This is a genomic window from Clostridium sp. DMHC 10 (genome assembly GCF_001270375.1).
Lineage (GTDB): Bacteria > Bacillota > Clostridia > Clostridiales > Clostridiaceae > Clostridium_S > Clostridium_S guangxiense.
On record NZ_LGVB01000015.1, the window covers coordinates 2,637,423 to 2,661,200 of the forward strand.

The window sequence follows — 23,778 nt, forward strand, 5'->3', positions numbered from 1 at the left end:
TATAAAATAATTGGTAAGGATGGGTACGTTAATGGACAAGTTAGTTGTAAGAGGAGATAGAACTCTTAATGGAAGTATAGAAATTGGTGGAGCAAAGAATGCAGCTGTAGCTATATTACCTGCAGCTATAATGGCAAGTTCGGGAGTAAATATTATTGATAATATACCTGAGATAGAAGATGTTCAATGTTCAGAAAGAATAATAACAAGCTTAGGATGCAAAGTGAAAAGAAATGGAAATTCCGTTGAAATAGATAGTACAGAACTTAAAAGTACAGGTGCACAGACAGATGATTTTAGAAAAATGAGAGCTTCGTATTACTTTTTAGGGGCACTTTTGGGCAGATTTGGAAAAGCAAGAGTAGAACTTCCGGGTGGATGCCCTATAGGAGTTAGACCTATAGATCAGCACATAAAGGGATTTGAGGCTCTTGGTGCAAAGGTTAATATTAAACATGGTTCAATAGAGGCTATAGCTGATAAACTTATTGGAACAAATATATATTTCGATGTAGTGAGTGTTGGCGCAACTATAAATGTAATGTTAGCAGCAGTTTTAGCAGAAGGTACAACAATACTTGAAAATGCGGCTAAGGAACCTCATATAGTTGATTTGGCTAATTTTCTTAATACAATGGGTGCAAATGTAAAGGGAGCAGGCACTGATGTAATAAGAATAGTAGGTGTAAAGGAATTAAAAGGTTGTAATTACAGTGTTATTCCAGATCAAATAGAAGCTGCAACTTATATGATTGCTACTGCGGCTTGTGGTGGAAAAGTAATGATAAAAAATGTAATTACAAAGCATTTAGAGTCAGTTTCAGCTAAGTTAGTTGAAATGGGTGCAAAAGTTAAAGAAGGCGATGATTTTATAGAAATTGAATCGGATAGAAACCTTAAGGGTGTAAATATTAAAACATTACCTTATCCAGGGTTTCCAACAGATGCTCAGCAGCCAATGAGTACTCTTTTATGCACTGCTAAGGGAAGAAGCATAATAAATGAAAGTATATGGGAAAGTAGATTGAAGCATGTTGATGAGCTTAAGAAAATGGGAGCAAATATAAAAGTAGAAGGCAGAATTGCAATAATTGATGGTGTTGAAAAGCTAACTGGTGCAAGTGTAAAAGCTACTGATTTGAGAGCTGGTGCAGCAATGGTAATAGCAGCTCTTTCAGCAGATGGTGTTAGTGAAATATCATGTATAGAACATATAGATAGGGGATATCCTCATATTGAAGAGAAGTTTAGAAAATTAGGTGCGGATATAAAAAGGGTAAAGGCTTAATGTAAAGGAGTTAGTATGAAGTTTTGTTCGCTTTATAGTGGAAGTAGTGGAAATAGTATTTTTGTTGGTTCTGATAAATCAAGCATATTAGTTGATGCGGGATTATCCGGCAAAAGTATAGATAGTGCTATGTTATGTATTAATGAGGATCCTTCAAAAATTGACGGTATTTTTGTTACGCATGAACATTTGGATCATATAAAGGGAGTTGGAATTTTATCAAGAAAGTACAATATACCTATATATGCAAATGAACTTACCTGGAAGGCAATGATGGGAAACTTGGGTAAGATTAAAAACGAGAATGTGAAAATATTGCCATATAATGAGTGTGTAAGCATAAAAGATTTAGATATAATATCTTACAAAATACCTCATGATGCAGCTGCTCCATGTGGATATAAGGTTATAAATAAGAATAAATCTGTTTGTATAGCTACTGACTTAGGATATTTTTCAGATGAAGTAAAGAGTTCAATAAAGGATGCAGATGTAATACTTCTAGAAAGCAATCATGATGTTGAAATGTTGAAGTTTGGACCATATCCATATCCTTTAAAGTGCAGAATACTTAGCAATGTAGGACATTTATCTAATGAAGATTGTGGTAAGGCTATTGTAGATATAGTAGGATCAGGAAAACAAAAAAAGATTATTTTGGGACATTTAAGTAAAACTAATAATTATCCGGATTTAGCATATAAGACAGTTGAAAATGTATTAGTAGAAAGCGGTGTAAAAGTTAATAGTGATGTCTTTATTAGCATGGCAAAACGTGGGGAACCGAGTAATTATATGGAGATATAACCGATTTGTATTTATTTAAAGTAAAATGCAAGGAGAGGTTAATATGAAAAGGCTTATTGCTTTAGTTTTGGGGATTTCAATTGTTACTGCTTCGTCTATGACTTTTTCGGGCTGTGAAAAGAAGGATAAGTCAAGCATAAATACTACTGAAAAAATTAAGGAGTTAAAACTTTACAAAGAAAATAGCAATGTTGTAGATTTTAATTTGTATTTTGACTCTTCTAAAAATGAGCAGAAGGCTGAAGAGGCTAAAGAAGAGAGAATGATAAGCAAGAATGAGATAATTGGAGAGATAATAATTAATGAACTAATTAAGGGGCCGGCTGTAAACAGTAAGCTAAAGCCAGTACTTCCAACAAACACGAAATTGCTTAGTTTTTCTATAAAAGATGGAATTGCTTATGTAAGTTTAAGCGATGAAGCTAAAGTTAAAATGACACCTGCTAAAGAAGAAGCTACTTTAAAAAGTATAGTTAAATCTTTAGGTCAATTGGAAGCTATAAAATCGGTCAAGATACTTATAGATAATAATGTTATTGATACTTTAGGTGGAAATTACGATATATCAAAGCCTATAAATAAGAATAGTCTTGAAAATTTGAAAAAAATTACAAAGTAGTATATTGTAATTAAAAATATATTATTTCTCATGTTGAAAATAGAGAAAAATATAGCTATAATATTATAGGTAAATATTTATTTAAAAGGAGAATAAGGAATTATGAGTCTATATAAAGATTGGACAGACATGATTGTAGACTATGTAAAGCATAGGGGAGAAGCAGCATTCTGGAAAGATTATGGTGAAATTGAAACTTCAATTTATACTAAGCTTCTAGCAAATCACAAAAAGGAATTAAAGGGCAAAGTAGAAGATTTAGCAAAAGAGTATAGTACATCTACAGTTTTTTATATGGGCTTCTTGGATGGTATAAATGATAGTTTAAAACAGCCTTTAGATCTTGAAAAAATTGAAGCTGATTCTGAAATAGAATTGGATATCGACTTTGAAAAGCTCTATTTTAATATGTTAGAAGCAAAAGCTGATTATTTATATAGTTTGCCTCAATGGGATGGTATTTTTCTCACAAGAAAAGAGAAAAGAAATAAAGAAAAACTGGGGTGCTTCAAAAACTTATGTAAATAAGAACAAGGTAGGAAGAAATGATCTTTGTCCTTGTGGAAGCGGTAAAAAGTATAAAAACTGTTGTGGAAAAAAATAATACATAGTATTAAAACTCCTCGTCACTTAGATGGGGAGTTTTTGTATAAAGAAAAAACAGAGTAGAGAGTAAGGAGTAGAGAGTAGAGTGAAGGATGATTTATCTTCCTTGTATCAGATAAATGTTTGAACTTATAAAATAGAAACAAATCATAAACTTAAGAAGATTAAACTTTATTTTACTTTTCACCCATGTTTTTTACTCTCATTAAAAGGAGTTAATAAAATGAATATAACGCTTATAACAGTTGGAAAACTTAAGGAGAAGTACTTAAAAGAAGCAATTGGGGAGTATTCAAAGCGTCTTAATAGGTACTGTAAGCTAGATATAATTGAACTTCAAGATGAAAAAACTCCAGATAATGCATCTGAGAAAGAGGAAAATTTGATTAAAGAAAAAGAGGGAGAAAAGATACTATCTGTAATTAAGGATAACATGTATGTTGTGGCCTTAGATTTGAATGGTAAAATGCTTTCCTCAGAGGAATTTTCAAACTTTATAGATGATTTAGGACTTTCAGGCAGCAGTAATATTGCTTTTGTTATTGGCGGCTCGCTTGGACTTTCAAAGTCGGTTTTAAATAGGGCAGATTATAAACTTTGCTTTTCAAAAATGACCTTTCCACATCAGCTCTTTAGGGTTATGCTTTTGGAGCAGATTTATAGAGGGTTTAGGATTAGTAGGGGTGAACCTTACCATAAATAACAGCGTCACTTTGGAAAATGAAATGGGTGAACTAAACATAAACATCATAAGCTTTTGTAAAAAAAAAAAAAAAAAGTTACAATTTTTTAGTTCAAACTATGAAACAAATCATAAATTTCATGATTTTCTGTATTTATTAAAAAATTACAGTTGTATTTGTCAAATTATAATATAAAAAATGTAATATTATAAAAGCTTATGAAAATCAATTTTGATTGTTTGCTTTTATAATGGATTATTATCTAGTTTCTAATCTATATTATAACCAATTATAGTTAGGTAATATGGAAAACTATTGAAAGAACTTTAATTTCAAATTATTTTTGATTTAAAGTTCTTTTTTATTATACTTTTTAACCAAGATCTTACTAAAAACTATATTAATCGATATTTGAAGAAATTTAATTATAATTACAGAAGAGTTTCGTTAATTCTATACCGTTATTTATACAAGTAAATGTTAAAAATGTAAAAGTTAAAATTTTGTAATTTATAAAATAAGAAGTTGGGTATTACATAGTTATATAGTTTGTCATATTAAGTTATAGTAATTGTATATAAAATATGGATAAATATATATTTAATATATATTATGTTAAAAATTAAGAAAAAATTAGGAATTTACATAAAACAATTAATTTATGATAGATAATTAGTAGAAATGGAAAATATTTAATGTTTTAATTTATGAGTATTTGAAGTAATATTAATACAAATAATGGGGAAGATGGAATTTGATGGCTGCAATTATTTTTAAGTTAAAAGATAATAAGTATAATATTATAGATCCCTACTATGGTGGAATTTGGGAATTTGAAGAGAAAGAACTTGAAATTTACTTGGAATTATTGAAACTCTTGGAAGAGAAAAATGTCAATGAAATATTAAAAGAAATTAATAGTGACAAATTAAAAGAAGTTATTAATTTTATTATAAAAGAGTCTATTCCCGTAGATACAACTTTTTTTCCAGAATTAATATTAAAAAAATTACATAAGTATAATATTGGCATAATTGTTCCTCCTGAAATAATATTGGAAGTAAGTCGTATGTGTAATTATAATTGTCCATGGTGTTATATACCATCTATGAAGCAAGAAGAAAAATTATTAGATGTTTCTGAAATAAGTAAAAAAATTATAGAACCATTTGTTTTACAAGGAGCGCGATGTTGGACTATAACAGGTGGAGAACCTTCATTAACAATTGACCGCACAATAAGCATAATTACTAAAATTAAAGAAACAACTAAAGACTTATTAAATAGGAAACCTAAAATAAGCCTTTTAACAAATGGATTTAAATTTTCTGAGTATGCAAATGATTATTATAATGCAGGAGTAAATACTGTTCAGATACAATTGTCTTCGCCAAAAGAAAAACAAGAATTACAGTTAAGAAATCCTAATAATAAAATAAATTCATATAAGTATGCTATTGATGGTATAAGAAGTGCAAAGAAACTTGGCATGTATACTGCTATAAATATGGTAATTGAACCTAAAGAAAATATAAATTCAATTTGTGAGATGATTGAGCTTGCAGATAAATTAGATGTTGATCTTTTGAGAATTACACCAGTAGTAACTTCGGGAAAAGCTAAGCAAAATAGTATAGATTTAAATATTAAAAACTATAAAAAGATTAAGGACATGGTAGATGATGGGAAAAAACGCTTAAAAAAAGATTCTAGAGTTAAGCTTTATTTGCCAGATTATGATTTGGAAAATGGAAGACCTATGCGCTGTGGTTTGGGATTTGTAGATTTTTATATTGATTACAGCGGTAAGGTGTATCCATGCAATAATTTAATTGATGAAAGTTTAGTATGCTCTGATGGTAAAAATAGTGACTATGTTGATATTTGGTATAATTCTAGTTGCTTTAAGATGTTTAGAAATTATAATGAGACTAATATAGGAGAAGAATGCGGGAAATGTGAATATAGAGGAATGTGTGTTGGAAATTGTATAGCTAGATGTTGGCAGAGATATGGCAAGTTTGATTTATTAAAAAAACCATATAAATGTTTTAAGGATTAAAAGGAGAATGATTAAAATGGCATTATCAATTTTTAAAAAAAACAATAATGAATTTCATATTGTTGATCCGTATTATGGTGGTATATGGAAAGCAAGTAGATATGAAATTGAATTGCTTTTAAATATAATTAAAGTTTTACAAACTAAAAATATAAATAACATTGATAACTTTCAAAATAGAGATCTTTATTTTAAATATAATGATGAAGAAATAAAAAATATGATTGATTTTATAAGAAATGAAAATATTTCCATGACTAGTACTTTTATTGCCGAATCAATATTAAAAAACATTGATACTTATCATGAGGGTATTATAACTACGCCAACTATTATTATGGAGGTTAACAGAATATGCAATTACAGGTGTCCATGGTGCTATCTGGAGTACATGGGCGAAAACAGAGGAAAATCATTAAATATTGAAGAGTATGAAAAAAAAATAATAGATCCTATGCTTCAATCGGGGACTAAAAATTGGGGATTAACAGGAGGAGAGCCTTCACTAACTTTAGATAAGACAACAGAATTAGCAAAGATCATAAATGATAAGACAATATCGATGTATGGTGTGCATCCATATATATTGTTGTTTACAAATGGTCATATGTTATCAAAATATGCTGAATATTATAAGAAATCTGGAATTACAGCTGTTCAGGTGAGCTTATCTTCTGCAGATCCAGAGCAAGAAAAAATTTTAAGAAGAGCACCGTTAGAAATAAATTCATATAATGAAGTTGTTAATGGAATAAAAGAATGCAAAAAATAGGATTAAAAGTAATATTAAATTCTGTAATTACGTCTGATATTGGATATGGTTCTAATATTGAGAATATTCCATTATTATATGAACTAGTAAATGACTTAAACATAGATGAATTAGATATAAATTTAGCATGTCCATCTGGACAAGCTAAAAATAATAAAATAATATTTAGTAAGCAAGATTACAGTAGAATAACTACATTAATTAGCGAGTATTCTAAGAAAATTAAAATTGATAAAAAATATTATCCTCCAGCAGATGAATTGGAAAATAACAGAGATATTAGGTGTGGAGCTGGATTACTTGAATTTTATGTTGATTACAGAGGATACACTTATCCATGTAATAATTTAATTGATGAAAGATTAAGATGTAGTAATAATCCAGTTACAAAAGACAATATAAGTAATATATGGTTTGAGTCATCTGTATTATCTAATTTTAGAGATTATGAGTGCAATAATATTAATTCTGAATGTGCTAATTGTCACTATAGAGGATTTTGTATTGGTAGCTGTTTTGCAAGAATATGGCATCAATATGGTAAATTGAAAATGGATAAAAAGCCAACTAGCTGCTTTAAAGAATTAGCATAGATTATTATTAATAGATAGTTTATTTCCTTATCAAATAATAATTTGTATATATGTATATTTTTAATGTGCATTATAAATTTATGATTAAGAATTAATAAATAAAAAATTGGCATTAATTAATATTATATAATAATAAATTAATGAAAGTGAAGGGTTTGACGATGCTTTGCACGTCAAAGGTGAACTTTTTCGGCAAAGCCAAAAGTTAAGGTGATTTTTTTCTTCCGCTCCGCTGCTGAAAATTATTGATTTAAATTAAAGATTTTTCCGTAGAGAAACGTAGGAAAATCATCATTAGCTTTTTACTGAAGGTAAAAAAGTTCACCTTTTAACAAGCAGCGCAAGTTAAAACCCTTCACCCTTAGCTTTTTCGCCTTATTTTTAGGCGAAAAAAGTTAGTTATTACTTCGCATTATTTTTAAATTACGAAAGTTAAGCAAATAAATTTAGGGAGTGAATTGAAATGAAAGTACTGTATTACGATTGTTTTTGCGGTATAAGTGGAGATATGAATTTATCAGCATTAATGGATTTAGGGGTTCCTAAGGAATATATATTAAGCGAACTTTCAAAGCTCAATTTGGATTCTGAATATGAAATGAAGATTGAAAAGTCAGAAAAATTAGGGATAACGGGAACAAGGGTAGATGTTATATTGAAGCACGATCATCATCACGACCATGAACATGAACAACACCATCATCATAGAAATTTAAAGGATGTAGAAAACATAATAAATTCAAGCTCGCTAGGAGATGCAGTTAAAAAATTAAGCTTAGATATATTTATGAAGGTGGCAGAGGCAGAAGCAAAGGTACACGGAAAAACTTTATATGAAGTTCACTTTCATGAGGTAGGAGCTGTTGATTCAATTGTGGATATTGTGGGAGCAGCCATAGCAATAAGTTACTTAAATGTGGATAAAATTATTGCTTCTCCTGTTCAAGTTGGAGGAGGTTTTGTTAAATGCGCTCATGGGGTTATGCCGGTCCCTGCTCCAGCAACTGTTGAAATATTAAAAGATATACCAATTAATACTGGAATAGTACCTTTCGAGACAACTACACCTACAGGAGCAGCCATTTTAGCCGCTAATGTTAAAGAGTTTACAGCTAAAGTGGATTTTTCTGTAGATAAGATTGGATATGGAATAGGTCATAGAGATTTAGAAATTCCCAATGTTTTAAGAGTGTACTTGGGAACGGCAGGAGCTGGAAAGGAAATAGAAGAACAGTATATAATAGAAACTAACATAGATGACATGAATCCAGAGTTATATGGATATGTAGAAGAAAAGCTTTTTGAGGTGGGTGCCTTAGATGTATTTAAAACACCTATAATTATGAAAAAGGGAAGACCAGCAATAAAGTTAAGCGTACTTGTTAATGAAAAAAGTGAAGATAATATTTTGGATATTATTTTTGAAGAAACTACTTCAATAGGTGTAAGAAAATATAAGGTTGAAAAGACGATGTTACATAGAGAATTCTCGAGGGTAAAAACCAAATATGGAGATATCACGATCAAGAAATGCTATTATAAAGGAAGACTAATTAAATACAAACCAGAGTATGAAGAATGCAGAAGTGTAGCAAGGGAAAATGGAATAACTATTGCAGAAGTTTATAGAGAAACGCTAAAACAGAGTAAAGAGTGATTTTCGGTTAATAAATAGGAGAAGTGTTTTTAAATATGCATCATTGGTCTACAAGGATATAGAATGATAAACTTTAATGAAAAAAAGTAATGTTGGGGAGGAAAGCAAATATGCTATTACAAGAGAAATTTCAATTATTAAAAGATAATATAAAAAGAAGGGGCAGTGCAGCAATCGCTTTTTCAGGTGGAGTGGATAGTACATTTTTAGTTAAGGTTTCACATGAGGTATTAGGTGATAAAATGATAGCAGTTACAGCTACATCATCAACTTATCCTGAGAGAGAATTAAATGAGGCAATTAAATATGCTAAGAATATGGGAGTAAAGCATTTAATTATATCTTCAGAAGAGTTAGATATAGAGGGATTTGCTAGCAATCCTAAAAATAGGTGTTACTATTGCAAAAAAGAACTTTTTACAAAGATAGGTAAAGTAGCAAAGGAAAATGGGGTGGAGTATATTTTTGATGGCTCAAACCTTGATGATAACGGTGATTACAGACCAGGAATGCAAGCAGCTAGAGAGTTAGGAGTAATAAGTCCACTTAAAGAAGCGAATCTTACTAAAGCAGATATAAGAGAACTTTCAAAAGAGTTGGAACTTCCAACTTGGAATAAACCATCCTTTGCATGTCTATCTTCTAGATTTCCTTATGGAAAGAAAATAACTATTCCAAAGCTTAAAATGGTAGAGGAAGCAGAACAGTTTTTAATTGATATGGGCATAAAACAAGTGAGAGTAAGACATCATGGTGAAATAGCTAGAATTGAAGTCTCTCCTGAGGAAAGGGCTAAATTTTTTGATGTTCACGTAATGGATAAGATAGGAGAGAAGTTTAAAAAGATAGGATTTACTTATGTTACTTTAGATATCCTAGGATATAGAACTGGTAGTATGAATGAAGTTCTTTCTGCAGAAGAAAAGAAATAATTAGATAAAGTATCGGTAAAGATGAAAATTTTAGAAAAGCAAGTAGAAATCTTAGGAGGGAAAGCTAGTGAATAAAAAAGAAATTAAAGTTTTATTGGAAGGTGTTAAAAATAATAAAATAAATGTAGAAGAAGCTCTCGAGCAGCTAGAAGATTTACCTTTTAAAGATTTAGGTTTTGCTAAAATAGATAACCATAGAGAAATGAGGGTTGGTTATCCAGAAGTAATATATTGTGCTGGAAAAACGGTAGACCAGGTTAGAGATATTGTTAAGTTTATGCTTGCAAAGAACAATAACATATTAGGAACTAGAGCTACCAAAGAAATGTATGAAGCAGTAAAAGAAATATGTGAGGAAGCAGAGTATAATGAACTTGGGAGGACAATAACCATAAAGAAAAAGGAACAAGCATTAACAGATAGTTATATTGCAATCGTGGCTGCTGGTACTTCGGATTTGCCAGTTGTGGAGGAGGCCTATGAAACTGCTAAAATACTAGGGAATGAAGCTATTAAGGTTGTGGATGTAGGAGTCGCAGGCATCCATAGACTTTTTTGCAAGATTGGATGTTATTAGGGGAGCTAAAGTTGTAATAGTTATTGCAGGAATGGAAGGGGCGCTGGCCAGCGTTGTGGGAGGCCTTGTGGATAAGCCAGTTATTGCAGTCCCAACTAGTGTTGGTTACGGAACAAGCCTTGGAGGAGTTACAGCTCTATTATCAATGTTAAATAGCTGTGCAAGTGGTGTAAGTGTGGTTAATATTGATAATGGCTTTGGTGCAGCATATACTGCTAGTATGATAAATAAGTTATAAAAAAACGGATTTCCCGGTAAGCTAATTTTAGTGAAATCGCCAAACTATAAAGCCCGGCGATTTTTTGATTATCACTTTAAATGGTTTATATAAAAGTGATAATAATAAATTTTGTTAAAGGTTATTATCATCTAATAATGAATCATTTATATCTATGTCACATATATTATATTTTAGTTTGTATCCAAAAAAATTATTTTTGTATGCCCAATCACATAGTTTATCAAGAATGGGAATTATTTCTTTGCCATTTTTAGTAATAGAATACTCAACCTTTGGTGGAACTTCTGGGTATACTTTTCTTTCTATAAGCGCATTTTCTTCAAGTTCCCTTAGTTGCTTTGTTAGTATTTTATGGGTTATATCAGGTATTAAGTGTTGTAGTTGACTAAATCTTAAAGTATGAAATTTCCATAAGAACCATAGAATTAAGGGCTTCCATTTGCCGCCCATAACACCAAAGCTTACTTCAAGTTCACATATAGCTTCCTTTGGCTTTTCATTTTTATTGCTCATAAGTTATTTTTAGTGAAAGTGTGTAATAAGTATTAGCTCTTCACTAAAACTGCCTTCCTTTCTTTTTTAGATGTACGTGGTATCATACATGATACAATGTATCAATAAAGTGCATTCTTGATAGTAATTATATAACTTATTATACTATATATGTACTTGCATAAAAGGTTAAAATTATATTTTTACAAATAATATTATTATATTGGAGGTACTTTGCTATGAATTTTAATTATTTTATTCCTACAAAAATTTTATTTGGACCTGGCAAATTAAATGAATTAACGAAAGAAGAACTTCCAGGTAAGAAGGCACTAATAGTTATTAGTTCAGGAAATTCTGTGAAGAGAAATGGATATCTAGATCGTTTAGAAAAAATTTTAACTGATAAATCGATTAAATATGTTTTGTTTGATAAAATTTTACCTAATCCTATAAAATCACATGTTATGGAGGGAGCAGAACTTGCTAAGAAGGAAAAGTGCGATTTTGTAATAGGACTTGGTGGTGGCAGTAGTATTGATTCTGCAAAGAGTATTGCTGTTATGGCAATAAATCCTGGTGATTATTGGGATTATGTAGTTGGTGGATCAGGAAAGGCAAAGTCTTTAGAAAATGGAGCTCTCCCTATTGTTGCAATAACTACGACAGCAGGGACAGGTACAGAAGCTGATCCATGGACAGTTATAACAAAAGAGGATACTAATGAGAAAATAGGTTTTGGCTGTGAACATACATTTCCAGTGCTTTCTGTAGTTGATCCAGAGCTTATGCTAACTGTTCCCCAAAATTTAACAGCTTATCAAGGCTTTGATGCACTTTTTCATTCAACTGAAGGTTATATTGCAAAAATAGCAACGCCAATTAGTGATGCCTATGCTCTTAAAAGTATTGAGTTAATAGCTAAATATTTGCCTATCTGCGTAAAAGACGGCAGCAATATAGAGGCACGTACTAAGGTGGCTTTAGCGAATACTCTTTCTGGGCTTGTTGAATCTACATCAAGCTGTACCTCTGAACATTCAATGGAACATGCTCTTAGCGCTAATCATAATAAGCTTCCACATGGTGCTGGACTAATTATGCTGTCAGAAGAATACTATACGTTCTTTGCATCCAAGGCACCTGATAAATTTATAGATATGGCCAAGGCTATGGGGATAGATGTTTCTTCTCTTCCAGAAGAAAAAAGACCTATGGCATTTGTAAAAGCACTTGTTAAACTTGAAGAAGAGTGCGGCGTACGTGAGCTTAAAATGTCCGACTACGGAATTACGAAAGAGGAAATTCCAGCACTTGCAAAAAATGCCCGTACAACAATGGGTGGATTGTTTGAGGTAGATCCATATTCATTATCACTTGAAGAAACAATAGATATTATGAATAAAGCTTATAAGTAAAAATAAAATCGCCAAGCACAAAATTTGGCGATTTTATATTATTTTTGGAACATAAACTTCTTAATGTGTTTTAATAGTCCAATCTTCACAATTCCATACATTTGCCACAATATCTTCGTAAAATTCTGGTTCATGGCATACTAAAATTATACTGCCTTCATACTCTTTTAAAGCACGCTTAAGTTCATCTTTGGCATAGATATCTAAGTGATTAGTAGGCTCATCTAATACTAATATATTAGTAGGTCTATTGATAAGTTTGCATAATCTAACCTTGGCTTGCTCTCCTCCACTCAATATATTAATTGGGCTATCTATGTGTTGGCGTGTTAATCCGCATTTAGCAAGATCGCTTCTAACTTCAGTTTGGGTTAAGTCAGGAAAGGTATTCCAAACGTCATATAAAACTGTGTTGGTATTATTTTCTGCAATTTCTTGCTCAAAGTATCCTACTTTTTTATATTCGCTTAAAGTTACCTGACCATCTATAGGTTCTAATAGCCCAAGCAGACTTTTTAAGAGAGTTGTTTTTCCTAAACCATTAGCTCCGGTTATTGCAATTTTTTCTCCTCTTTTCATTTTTAGATTTAGAGGTTTGCTTAAGGGAGTGATGTATCCGATAACTAGATTGTTAGTCCTAAAAATTATGCTTTCTGGCATCTTAGCACATTTAAAGTTAAAATGAGGTTTTATTGTATTCTTTTTTATTTCTATTCTTTCAATTTTATTTAGCTTTTTTTCTCTTGCTTTTGCCTGTTTTGCAGTTGCAGTTCTTACTTTATTTTTTCTTATATAATCTTCAAGCTTTGCAATCTCATTTTGCTGTTCTTTGTATTCAATTTGAAGCTGCTGCTTTCTTATTTCATAAAGCTTTAGAAAATAATCGTAATTTCCAGCATATCTTGTTAAGATTTTATGCTCAAGATGATAAACTATATTTACTACGTCGTTTAAAAAGCTATTATCATGTGATATTAATATAAATGCATTTTCATAATTTATTAGATAATTTTTTAACCATTCTATGTGCTCTTCATCAAGATGATTAGTAGGTTCATCTAATAACAAAATATCTGGTGTTTCTAGTAGAAGCTTAGCAAGTAAAACTTTAGTCCTTTGGCCTCCGCTTAAAGCCGAAACATCTTTATCTAAAAGTTCCCTAATTCCAAGGCCTGCAGCAGTTGACTGTATTTTTGTATTTATGCTGTAAAAGTCGTTTTTGTCTAAAATTTCTTGCAGGTTTGAGAGTTTATCAATGGCTTTTGCAAGTTCATTTTTATCCATAGTACCGAGCTCATTACACAAGTTATTGATTTTTTTCTCTATATCAAATAATTTTGAAAATGCACCTTTTAAAGTAGTAAGGGTAGTGTTTCCACTTTTTAAATCGACGTGCTGATCCATATAACCTATGCTAAACTTTTTATTCCATTCAATTGTGCCGTCATCTGGCAGGAGTTCACCTGTAATAATCTTCATAAAAGTCGATTTGCCTTCTCCATTGGCGCCAATTAGACCAATGTGCTCTCCTCTTAAGAGTCTAAAAGCTGCGTTTTTAAATATTACTCTATCACCAAATGAGTGGCTCATATTTTCAACTGTTAAAATACTCATGTTATCTACTTCCTTTGCTTATTAAAATCATATCATAAGTTTTTTTTAGCTCTCAAGTCTATAAACATTTCTGTAACGTTTTGGGTCGTGTATAGGGGGATTGGCTAGAAATCTATCTATTATAAGTAGGTAGTACACTTTTTACACCATAATTGCTGCTGAATTTAGTTGTGTGAATAATTTTAACTATATTAACCATACTAAATTTGTAACTATATTCTAAAGGAGGGGTTGCTGTGTCATTTTTAAAACATTTCAACAATGCGGAGAAAGATAGAGCTTTAAAACAAGATAAAAAATCTGAAAAAGAAGTACCGCAGGAAATAAAACTCTCCTTAGATTTAACTTCTAATATTGAAACAATAAAAGAAATAATGGGTTTTGCCAGTGATATAGTAGTTAGGGAGTTTACCATTATTACAGAGAATCAAATAATAAAAGCAGCGGTTATTTTGATTAAAGGCTTGGCTGAAAGAGAGCTCATTAATGAACAAGTTATAGGTTCATTGATGTCGAATGGAAGGTTTAGCAGGGTCAAAGACAATGCTGAGCTTTTTCAAGGGATAGAAGGATATGGTATACCTAATATCTGTGTAAGTGAAGAATCTGATGTTAATAATATAGTAAATGAATTAATTAGTGGAAATACAATTTTTCTTTTGGACAAAATAGATAAGACACTTATAATAGGAAGTTCTGGATGGAAAGATAGAGCTATTTCTGAACCCACCAGTGAAAATTCAGTGAGAGGAGCAAAGGATAGTTTTACAGAAAACATTGAAAATAATACTGCTTTAATAAGACGTCGTATTAAAAGTTCCGATTTAAGAATGGAAGCATTTAAAATAGGTGCAAAAACCAAAACAAAGGTATTAGTAGTCTATCTCGAAGGTATAGCAAAGAAGGAGATAATAAATGAAGTTAAAAGTCGATTGGAGAGGATTAAAATTGACGGTATACTTGAGAGCGGTTATGTTGAAGAACTAATAGAAGATACTCCTTTATCTCCATTTCCTCAGATAGAACACAGCGAACGACCTGACAAGGTTTCTGCAGCTCTTTTAGAGGGACGCGTGGCCATTCTTGTAGATACAACTCCTTATGTATTAATAGTTCCTACAATTTTTTTCAGTTTATTCAATCAACAGATGACTATTATGAACGATTTCCAATAGGAACACTTACAAGGTTTGTTAGAATCAGTGCTTATTTTATTTCGGTTATTCTTCCTGCAACGTATATTGCTTTAACAAGCTTTCATCAGGAAATGATTCCTACTACACTGGCCTTGTCAATTGCAGCTTCTCGTGAGGGCGTACCTTTTCCTAGTATAGGAGAAGCATTTATGATGGAAGCTACATTTGAAATTTTAAGGGAGGCAGGTCTGCGCTTACCAAGGCAGGCAGGTCAAGCGGTGAGCATAGTAGGTGGTCTTGTTATAGGTCAGGCTGCAGTTCAGGCCGGAATTGTTTCACAGGCAATGGTAATTGTTGTAGCTTTAACAGGAATAAGTTCTTTTGCTATTCCAGCCTTTAATGCCTCAATTTCAGGACGATTGCTAAGGTTTCCGCTTATGATACTGGCTGCGGTACTCGGTTTGCCTGGTATTTTAGCAGGATTAAGTATAATAGTTATTCATTTAAATAGCCTGCGTTCTTTTGGGGTCAGTTATTTGGAGCCTTTTACATCAGCAGGTAAAAATGGGAACAAAGACATTATGGTAAGACCTCCATGGTGGAAAATGAATTGGCTTCCAAGTTATATTGCTCGTAAAGGATTTAGAAGGATGAGGCACAATGCAAAACCTGAATTCAAAACAGATTCCAACGAAAAAAGCGACAATAAATAACTCTGTTTTAAAGTGAAAGGAGAAATACGGATGAAGAGGAAAATAGCTTGTGTGTTAGTTATTATATTTTCACTTTTGCAGACTGGGTGTTGGGATGCTAGAGAAATTGATGAACTTGCTTTTGTATTAAGTATAGGCTTGGATAAAACTGATAATGGATTTAAAGTGACAGCACAAATTGCAAGTCCTGATACTTACAGTAAGACACCATCAGGTTCTGCCAGCCAAAAGGCTAAACCTTATTGGATAATTTCAAGTACGGGCAAAACAATCTTTGAGGCAATACGTAATATGTCTTCAATATCATCCCGTCGTATTTTTTGGTCTCATATTAAAGTAATAGTTATAAGTGAAGATTTGGCAAGAAGTAATACCTTAGAAATATTTGATTTTTTTAGCAGAAATCCCGAAATACGTTTGAGAGCTTTAGTAGCAGTTACACCGGGTGAGGCGGCAAAGGTTATTGATATTGTACCTGAAACGGAAAAAGATCCATCTATATATTTGGAAAAAATAATTGAAAATAGAAGTTTAAATGGTAAGTCTTACATGATAATGCTTAAAGATTTTCTTGAAGACTATCTTGATCCTAATGTAGGTCCGGTAACTTCAAGAATTATTCTTGATAAGTCAAAATTACCACATTTTTTAAAAACAAGCGGCGCATATGTTTTTGATGGTGGTAAGGTATCTGGTGCATTGAAGGAAGAACAGACAAGAGGACTTTTATGGATTAAAAACCAAATGAAAGATTCTATAATGGTTGTCAATTGTCCCTATGACTATAAACCTGTAACACTGGAAATTAAAAAAGCTAAGACATCCCTGAAAAGCCATATGCAAAGTGGAGTGCCAAGCTTTACAGTTAAAGTAAATGTAAGCGCCAACATTACTGAGCAATCATGTGATACTAATTTTAATGATATACAAAAATTGAATGAACTTGAGAAGGCGATGGAAACAGCCATTGCAAAGGATATACAATCTACAATAATAACGGCAAAAAATGATCAAATAGATTTTATTGGTTTAGGCCGCGTACTTCACAGTCAGCACAAAGAAAAGTGGCATGAAATGTATCCGAAATGGAAGGAAATTTTTAAAAATGTTGAGGTAAATGTAGCTGTAAAAGTAGATATTCGTCATGTATCATTGGCAAAACCGCTTGAAACAACCAAAGCGAAATAAGGGGTAAATAACATGTAAAAAGAAAAGAAAGTCATTAACAATAAGCAGTTCAGAGATATATTAATTTGCATTATGTGGCCTTCAACAATTAATTATGCCAGTGGCATGTTAGCGAGAGAGGTAGGGCGTGATATGTGGATAAGTGGTATTATAAGCGTACTTACCGTACTGCCATTTGTTCTTCTTATTATTTATATCGGACAAAAATTTCCGAACAAAACAATAATGGAATACAGTGAGGAACTGCTGGGAAACGTATTGGGGAAAGTTTTGGGAGTACTACTTGTAGTATATTTTTTTATTTCTGCTGCTAGTTCAATATCTATGTACATACATCATCTTAGTGATTTTTTACTCACAGGAACACCTTTTTTGGTGATTATTACGATGCATGTTTCTGTAATATGCTATTTAATATGGAAGGGACCTGAAGTTATTGCAAGGGTAGGAGTTATTGCATTTAAAGCAGCTGTAATTTTTTATTTGATGGTTTTTGCAGCTTCTCTTAGTGAAATAGATATCAGCAGGATTAAACCTTTTTTTTGATTCAGGAGTTGTGAATGTATTTAAGTCAAGTCTGCAGGTCGATACATTTGTAGGCTTATCTCCACTAGTTGCGCCAATGCTTTTGCCAATGGTGCATGATCGAAAAAGCATTTTTGGAGCAGCTGTTTCTGGGCTAATTATCGGAGGCTTTTTCTTTGTATTTTATTTTGTTGTAGAATTAATGGTTATGGGACCTAAAGTGGTAGCATTAATGCGTATTGCTAGCATGGATTTTGTAAGATCTATTCAAATTACTAAATACCTTCATCGTTTTGAATCATTTATGGTTGCATTGTGGTATTGGAGCATAATGATTCAAGCAGGGGTTTTGAGTTCATGCTCCTTAGAGGCATTTGTGCAAACTACTGGAATAAAAAAGAAAAAGCTATTGATTATTATTTTTGGTTTAGTAATGATAGTTGCCACATATTATATGGCTAATAATAGGGTGTATTTTCTAAATTTAAGAGAACATGTATGGAAGTATTTTTCTATTCCAATTGATTTCGGAATACCATTGCTAATTGCTTTAGCTTTGGGTGTAAAAAAAGTACGTAAATATAGGAGAAAAAAGTAAAGAGTATACTGATAAATAATTTTTTCTCGATTTTTCAAACGCTAATTTAAAAAATTAATTATTTTTTAGAATCGATTTAATTGCATTTTCTATTTCTTCATAACCTGTACATCGACAAATATTTGATTGCAGCCACTGCTGTATTACATAATCATTTGCATCAGGATGGATAGTAGCTAGAGCGTGACAGACCATCAAAAATCCAGAAGTACAATAGCCGCATTGAAAGCCCCAGTTTTCTACAAAAGCTTTTTGTATTGGTGCATTTTTTAAGCCCTCAACAGTTACTATCTTTTTACCTATTGCTTCAACTGTCAGCATTAAGCAGGATTTTATTGGCCAGCCATCTACAAGAATGGTGCATGAACCACAGTCTCCATTTTCGCAGCTAGGTTTAGCTCCTGTAAGTCCTAACTCATTTCGAAGGGTATTAAGCAAGATATCTGATGGTTTCGCAGCCACTTCCCTATCTTCTCCATTTACATTTAATACGATTATGGTTTTGCCAGAGATCTTTAACATATGCTATCCCTCCAATTTCTTTAAAACTTCTATAAGCATTCTTTGCAGCATAAATTTTCTAAAATTAGCTGATCCAGTTAAGTCAGTTAGTATTGAGCCTGGTATGTTATCTATGGTGTTGTTGATCTTAATTTTATTTTGAAGATTAGGATCGTTTAAATAACCTTCAATTAAAGAAGATCTAAATGGATAGTTGCAAAGTCCACTAAAGGCTATGTTTATTCCGTTATTATCTTTAAGTGCTGCAAGTGTAATTAATGGGTAGTCTATTTTATCACTTTTAGTTCTTTTTACATGACAATATGGCAAAGATAAAAAATGATTGTCTATTACTATGCTTACTATAAATTCACCGCTGCTTAATTTTATTCTTTTATCAAATATATCTTTTAATAAAACCTGCTTTATCCCGTTTGGGGTTGCTATAACTACCTCGCTGTTAGATACTAAAAGTGGTAATACAGCCTCACGGTATATAATAGTACCTGCTATATTTCCTCCAAGCGTGATTTTATCCTGCACAGTGTGGTCTGCGATTCTTTGCACTGTTAAGGCAAGTAAAGGAAATAAATTTGCTTCGGCAATTTGTGTAAGAGTAACAGCAGCTCCAATAATAAGTTTGTTGTTTTTTAATTCTTGAACATTACATTCTGCAATGCCTTTTATATCAATAACTGCTTCAGTGTATACATTGTAAGCTCTTGCCATACTTATGATTTCAGTTCCGCCGCCATAATATAAAGGCTTATTTCCTTTAATGCTTAAATCTAAATATAATTTGATGGCTTCTTCAATTGTGTCAGGTTTATAGTATTCAAAATCAAAGGGTATCATAATTTCCTCCAGTTTTAGCTTTCCAAATTGTTTCAGGTGTTATGGGAAGGCTATCAAATTCATACTCGGCTGCCTTTGATATAGCATTTGAAAATGCAGCTGGGATTGCTATTATTCCATGCTCCGCAAGTCCTCGAGCTCCAAAGGGTGCATCAATTTGTGGTGTTTCAATAAATTTCACTACATACTCAGGATTTTCACCAAATCTTATTGGTTTATAAGTTCGAAGCGTAGTAGTCTGAAGTTTAGCATCAGCATCGTATTCAAAGGCTTCTCTAGTGGCTATCCCAAATCCCATATTTACTCCTCCCATTATAAGACCTCTTGCGGTTTTAGGATTGATTACTTTGCCTGCATCTAGGACTGTAATGGCTTTTAAGAGTCTATATGTAAAATTCTTTGGATCATACTCTATTTCGACAGCTTGAGCACCTACAGTCCAAGCTGGGCCAGGTTTACCCTTTCCTGTTTCTTCATCTATATCGGTAATATGGCTCATTATAAAGCTTCCACGTCCAAGTATTTGTCCGTCAACTGCAAGACCATTTGCTTGTTTATGTCCTCTGGCTAAATCTTTAAAAGAAACGTATATTTCAGGATCTTGCCTTAAATATACTTTTTCTTCTTTAATGTCTAAATCTTCTGGAGGAGATTTCATAACAGTAGCAGCTACACTTTTTAGTTGGCGGATAAGATCTTCCGCAGCTCTAAGGGTAGCTCTTCCTGCCATAAATGTCGACATGCTTGCAACAGTTTTCCAATGCTCCGGTGAAACCTGGGTGTCTACGCCCATAAATACATGAATTCTTGCTACATCCATTTTTAATCTTTCGGCAAGGATTTGAGCTAAAGTGGTCTTTGTGCTAGGACCAATTTCAACAGTTCCAGAGTTGAGATTTAAGCTTCCATCTGTATTAAAGGTTAGAAAAATTCCAGAAACAGCATCAGTTGGTGAATCTGAGGTTTTCCAAAGACAGCCTATTCCCTTGGCTTTTATCATGCCATTTTTTGTTCTTATTACTTGACCTTCCTCCCATTTTGCTAGCTTTTTTAATTTTTTTAGACAAGAGGATAAATCTCCTATATTGCTTACGGTTGTTTTTACTTGTGTTGGCGTATGCTGACCAGGTTTTATAGCATTTTTAGCTCTTAGTTCTAACGGATCAATACCAAGCTTTTCTGCTAATTTATCCATCAATCTTTCCATGCAAAAAGTGTATTCTGTATGACCAAATCCACGAAAAGCAGTTGTATAAGTATGATTGGTGTAAACACATAATGAATCACACCATATATTATCAATGTTATATGGACCTGAACCATCTACAGCTATGGCCTTAGCTATGCGGGGAGTACTATCAGCGTAAGCACCACTGTCAACCATGTACTTAGCTTCAAGGACTTTAATAATTCCATTTTTCTCTGCCCCTATTTTTAAGTTTGCTTCGAGACCTATTTTACAAGGCGAAGTTTTAATATCTTCTTCCCTTGAGTTTGATATTTTAACTAATCTACCATTAACAGCTTTTGAGGCAATATATGCAAGAAGCTCTAAATTCACAGTCGCCTTTCCGCCAAATCCACCACCTACAAAAGGTACTTTAACGACTATGTTTCCTTCAGGTATATTATAATATTTGCTTAAAAGAGTTTTTACAGAATATGGTGCTTGGGAAGAGGTATAAATTATTACTCTTCCATCAGTCATAATTTGAGCTTTGGAGTTTCTAGTTTCCATTGCGATATGGTCAGACTGTGGGAGAGAAAAGTTTCCTTCTACAGTAATTTCGCTTTCCGCCCATCCTTTTTTTATATCGCCTTTTCTTATTTGAATTCTATCGGAAATATTTGTGTTTTTCTCAGGATATACATCATGTACTGTATGCTCATACTGCATTAAATTTTCATGTACAAGGACCGCATTTGGTCTTAAGGCATCATTTACTGAATTGACAACAGGCAGAGGTCTATATTTTATATTTATTAGTTTTAGAGCCTTCATTGCTTCTTGCTCGCTGTTTGCAACTACTATTGCTACTGGTTCACCGTAATAACGAACTTTATCCTTTGCTATAGGAGGTCTGTCTTTTATTACTGAGCCACACATGGTAGGAAAGGAATCCCCTGTTATTACTGCTTGAACACCAGATGCTTTTCTTGCTGCCGATACATCTATTGATTCAATCTTTGCATGTGCATAACGACTTGTAAGTATTTTTGCGTGTAAAGTACCAGGAAGTAGTGGATCATCAGTATATTTCGCTGCCCCTGTAACTTTATCAAAAGCTTCTTTTCTTGGTATGCTTACTCCAATTCCTACTGTGTTACTCAAGTGATTTACCTCCTTATGAAAAGATATTATTATAGTATATATTTGCCAATTCAATGATAAGTATGCAGTTTACTTTGAATGTCATAAAAATTAAATAAGAAAAATAAAATATAAGGAATATTTAAATTTGGGGGATTTATATGATTAATTGGTTAATAAAATTACGTCAGCAGGAGAAACTATGGAAAAATTTCTGCACTGTTGTATTCTTTGGATCTATTTGGGGTATAGTTGAAGCTACACTTGGATACCTATTACATCGAATGAATTTAAGCGTAGGATGGTGTATATGGTTTCCTCTTGCTTTTTATTTTTTGGATAAAATCTATAGAAAAACAGGGGATGCGTGGTGCGTGCTTTATGGAGGCTTTGTCGCAGCAGCAATAAAGCTTACTGATTTGTTTATTGAACCAAACGTTATTAAGGTGGTTAATCCATCTGCCTCTATAATTTTTGAGGTGGTCTCACTGCTTATTTTGTACAAGGTAATGGAAAAAAGGAATAAGAAGGTAGGAGTTTTAGGCATAGCTGGAGTAAATGTAGCATGGAGAGCAATTTTCCTAACATATATTTTTTTGTTTATGCCAAAAGCAGTTATATCTACATCGCAGCTCAGAGCGTTAAATCCATTTTTACAATTCATGCTGCTTGAAAGTGCCGCAAATACTATCATTATTGAAGCATATTTAATATTAAGAGAAAGATTTTCAAAAAAACGGGTAAAGGAGAAGCAAGGAGGCATAAGTATAAAAATTGCTTTATCCATTGCAATGTTTTTATTTGCTATAGTGCTGCATAAATTCATATGATTAATATAATTACTGGAAGCGTTAATTCAGGAAAATCAACAAAGCTTGTTAATATCTATAAAAATTTAGGTAAAGGGGATGGATTTTTTAATAAGAAGATATACAATGAAAATTTTTATATAGGACAGAAAATTGTAAGATTATCAAGTGGTGAAAGTGTAATATGGTCTTTAAAGGGGAAGCTTCCAAATTGCTGGCAAGAGGAATACAGTTATGAAACCTATAGTTTCTCTAGGGCGGCACTAAAGTTTGCAGAACAAATAATTAATTCACTGCTTGCATCAGAGGAACCAATATTTATAGACGGAATTGGTCCTCTAGAACTTCAAAACAAGGGTTTCCATAAGCTGTTTCAGCGCTGTCTCACGCTTAATAAGGAATTATATGTTGTTATAAGGAAAAGCTGTGTTAAAATGATAATATGTAAATACAATATAAAAGACTATAAGATTATATAGATAAACTAGAATTTAGCGAGGTGATATTGATTTGGGATATTAAATAAAGCTAATAAATCTAAGATGATAAATCCTAAAAATCTAAGAGAATTTAATAACTCGCATACGCTCAAGCAGATTAAATTCTCTAAGACTTTTACGATTTATCATCTAAGATTTATAAAGCTTTATTTAAACCATCCCAAGTCAACATCACTTCACTTAGCCCGAAAAAGCAAGGAAGATACACATATTGGAGTTTGGGCGTAAGCCATGTGATTCATGAACAAAATGTTATGTACTTTCTATAATCCGATTCTCTA

The 23,778-nt window shown here is 32.3% G+C and carries 20 protein-coding genes and 3 pseudogenes; 18 read left to right on the top strand and 5 right to left on the bottom strand.

Annotation, left to right across the window (positions count from 1 at the left end; all coding sequences use genetic code 11):
- Positions 1 to 31 precede the first annotated feature (31 nt).
- The 11 genes and pseudogenes from AGR56_RS14740 (at position 32) to larB (ending at position 10,834) form a co-directional block, all read left to right on the top strand.
- A complete protein-coding gene (locus AGR56_RS14740; RefSeq protein ID WP_053242864.1) occupies positions 32 to 1,288 on the top strand; it encodes a UDP-N-acetylglucosamine 1-carboxyvinyltransferase in 1,257 nt (418 codons plus the stop codon).
- Positions 1,289 to 1,303: 15 nt separating this feature from the next.
- Positions 1,304 to 2,095: an MBL fold metallo-hydrolase gene (locus AGR56_RS14745; RefSeq protein ID WP_053242865.1), complete on the top strand. Its 792-nt coding sequence runs from the start codon at positions 1,304 to 1,306 to the stop codon at positions 2,093 to 2,095.
- 43 nt (positions 2,096 to 2,138) lie between these two features.
- Positions 2,139 to 2,714, top strand: a complete 576-nt coding sequence (locus tag AGR56_RS14750) for a GerMN domain-containing protein (protein WP_053242866.1) — start codon at positions 2,139 to 2,141, stop codon at positions 2,712 to 2,714.
- Between the two features lie 102 nt (positions 2,715 to 2,816).
- Positions 2,817 to 3,318: pseudogene (locus tag AGR56_RS14755) on the top strand (SEC-C metal-binding domain-containing protein).
- A gap of 225 nt (positions 3,319 to 3,543) precedes the next feature.
- The gene (gene rlmH / locus AGR56_RS14760; RefSeq protein WP_053242867.1) at positions 3,544 to 4,023 is read left to right on the top strand and encodes a 23S rRNA (pseudouridine(1915)-N(3))-methyltransferase RlmH; all 480 of its coding nucleotides are present in this window, start codon (positions 3,544 to 3,546) and stop codon (positions 4,021 to 4,023) included.
- 737 nt (positions 4,024 to 4,760) lie between these two features.
- Complete coding sequence (locus AGR56_RS14765; protein ID WP_053242868.1) at positions 4,761 to 6,065, top strand: radical SAM protein; 1,305 nt, start codon at positions 4,761 to 4,763, stop codon at positions 6,063 to 6,065.
- A gap of 16 nt (positions 6,066 to 6,081) precedes the next feature.
- The gene (locus AGR56_RS14770; RefSeq protein WP_053242869.1) at positions 6,082 to 6,837 is read left to right on the top strand and encodes a radical SAM protein; all 756 of its coding nucleotides are present in this window, start codon (positions 6,082 to 6,084) and stop codon (positions 6,835 to 6,837) included.
- Complete coding sequence (locus tag AGR56_RS14775) at positions 6,825 to 7,430, top strand: SPASM domain-containing protein (RefSeq protein ID WP_053242870.1); 606 nt, start codon at positions 6,825 to 6,827, stop codon at positions 7,428 to 7,430. The genes AGR56_RS14770 and AGR56_RS14775 overlap by 13 nt, the downstream gene beginning before the upstream one ends.
- 463 nt (positions 7,431 to 7,893) lie before the next feature.
- On the top strand, positions 7,894 to 9,087 hold the full coding sequence (gene larC, locus AGR56_RS14780; RefSeq protein WP_053242871.1) for a nickel pincer cofactor biosynthesis protein LarC: 1,194 nt from the start codon (positions 7,894 to 7,896) through the stop codon (positions 9,085 to 9,087).
- Positions 9,088 to 9,197: 110 nt separating this feature from the next.
- Positions 9,198 to 10,019, top strand: coding sequence for an ATP-dependent sacrificial sulfur transferase LarE (gene larE, locus AGR56_RS14785; protein ID WP_053242872.1), 822 nt, complete (start codon positions 9,198 to 9,200; stop codon positions 10,017 to 10,019).
- 67 nt (positions 10,020 to 10,086) lie between these two features.
- Positions 10,087 to 10,834: pseudogene (larB, locus tag AGR56_RS14790) on the top strand (nickel pincer cofactor biosynthesis protein LarB).
- Between the two features lie 114 nt (positions 10,835 to 10,948).
- Here the strand turns inward: larB and AGR56_RS14795 are convergent.
- The gene (locus AGR56_RS14795) at positions 10,949 to 11,350 is read right to left on the bottom strand and encodes a helix-turn-helix domain-containing protein (RefSeq protein ID WP_053242873.1); all 402 of its coding nucleotides are present in this window, start codon (positions 11,348 to 11,350) and stop codon (positions 10,949 to 10,951) included.
- 218 nt (positions 11,351 to 11,568) lie between these two features.
- Between AGR56_RS14795 and AGR56_RS14800 the strand changes: the two genes are divergently transcribed.
- A complete protein-coding gene (locus tag AGR56_RS14800; RefSeq protein WP_053242874.1) occupies positions 11,569 to 12,747 on the top strand; it encodes an iron-containing alcohol dehydrogenase in 1,179 nt (392 codons plus the stop codon).
- 60 nt (positions 12,748 to 12,807) lie between these two features.
- On the opposite strand, the gene AGR56_RS14805 is transcribed toward AGR56_RS14800, so the two are convergent.
- Positions 12,808 to 14,361 (bottom strand): ABC-F family ATP-binding cassette domain-containing protein, encoded by a 1,554-nt coding sequence (locus AGR56_RS14805; RefSeq protein WP_053242875.1) that lies wholly within the window; start codon positions 14,359 to 14,361, stop codon positions 12,808 to 12,810.
- A 374-nt stretch (positions 14,362 to 14,735) separates the two neighbouring features.
- Between AGR56_RS14805 and AGR56_RS19715 the strand changes: the two are divergent.
- From AGR56_RS19715 to AGR56_RS22975, 4 genes and pseudogenes are all read left to right on the top strand, one after another.
- Positions 14,736 to 16,210, top strand: a pseudogene (locus AGR56_RS19715) (spore germination protein).
- Positions 16,211 to 16,240: 30 nt separating this feature from the next.
- Positions 16,241 to 17,398 (top strand): Ger(x)C family spore germination protein, encoded by a 1,158-nt coding sequence (locus AGR56_RS14820; RefSeq protein WP_053242877.1) that lies wholly within the window; start codon positions 16,241 to 16,243, stop codon positions 17,396 to 17,398.
- 72 nt (positions 17,399 to 17,470) lie between these two features.
- Positions 17,471 to 17,944, top strand: coding sequence for a GerAB/ArcD/ProY family transporter (locus AGR56_RS22970; RefSeq protein WP_278279651.1), 474 nt, complete (start codon positions 17,471 to 17,473; stop codon positions 17,942 to 17,944).
- 10 nt (positions 17,945 to 17,954) lie between these two features.
- Positions 17,955 to 18,521 carry a GerAB/ArcD/ProY family transporter gene (locus tag AGR56_RS22975; RefSeq protein ID WP_278279652.1) on the top strand — a complete coding sequence of 189 codons (567 nt, stop codon included), beginning with the start codon at positions 17,955 to 17,957 and terminating at the stop codon, positions 18,519 to 18,521.
- Between the two features lie 54 nt (positions 18,522 to 18,575).
- Here the strand turns inward: AGR56_RS22975 and AGR56_RS14830 are convergent, their stop codons facing one another.
- Genes AGR56_RS14830 through AGR56_RS14840 form a run of 3 tightly spaced genes read right to left on the bottom strand, consistent with a single transcriptional unit; the run spans position 18,576 to position 22,209 of the window.
- Positions 18,576 to 19,043: a (2Fe-2S)-binding protein gene (locus AGR56_RS14830; RefSeq protein ID WP_053242878.1), complete on the bottom strand. Its 468-nt coding sequence runs from the start codon at positions 19,041 to 19,043 to the stop codon at positions 18,576 to 18,578.
- 3 nt (positions 19,044 to 19,046) lie between these two features.
- Positions 19,047 to 19,877, bottom strand: coding sequence for an FAD binding domain-containing protein (locus AGR56_RS14835; protein WP_053242879.1), 831 nt, complete (start codon positions 19,875 to 19,877; stop codon positions 19,047 to 19,049).
- Entirely contained in the window at positions 19,864 to 22,209 is a 2,346-nt protein-coding gene (locus AGR56_RS14840) for a xanthine dehydrogenase family protein molybdopterin-binding subunit (RefSeq protein ID WP_053242880.1), read from the bottom strand. The genes AGR56_RS14835 and AGR56_RS14840 overlap by 14 nt, the downstream gene beginning before the upstream one ends.
- A 140-nt stretch (positions 22,210 to 22,349) precedes the next feature.
- On the opposite strand from AGR56_RS14840, the gene AGR56_RS14845 reads away from it, so the two are divergent.
- Complete coding sequence (locus AGR56_RS14845) at positions 22,350 to 23,018, top strand: hypothetical protein (RefSeq protein ID WP_053242881.1); 669 nt, start codon at positions 22,350 to 22,352, stop codon at positions 23,016 to 23,018.
- Complete coding sequence (locus AGR56_RS14850) at positions 23,015 to 23,476, top strand: nucleoside-triphosphatase (protein ID WP_053242882.1); 462 nt, start codon at positions 23,015 to 23,017, stop codon at positions 23,474 to 23,476. The genes AGR56_RS14845 and AGR56_RS14850 overlap by 4 nt, the downstream gene beginning before the upstream one ends.
- Positions 23,477 to 23,778 lie beyond the last annotated feature (302 nt).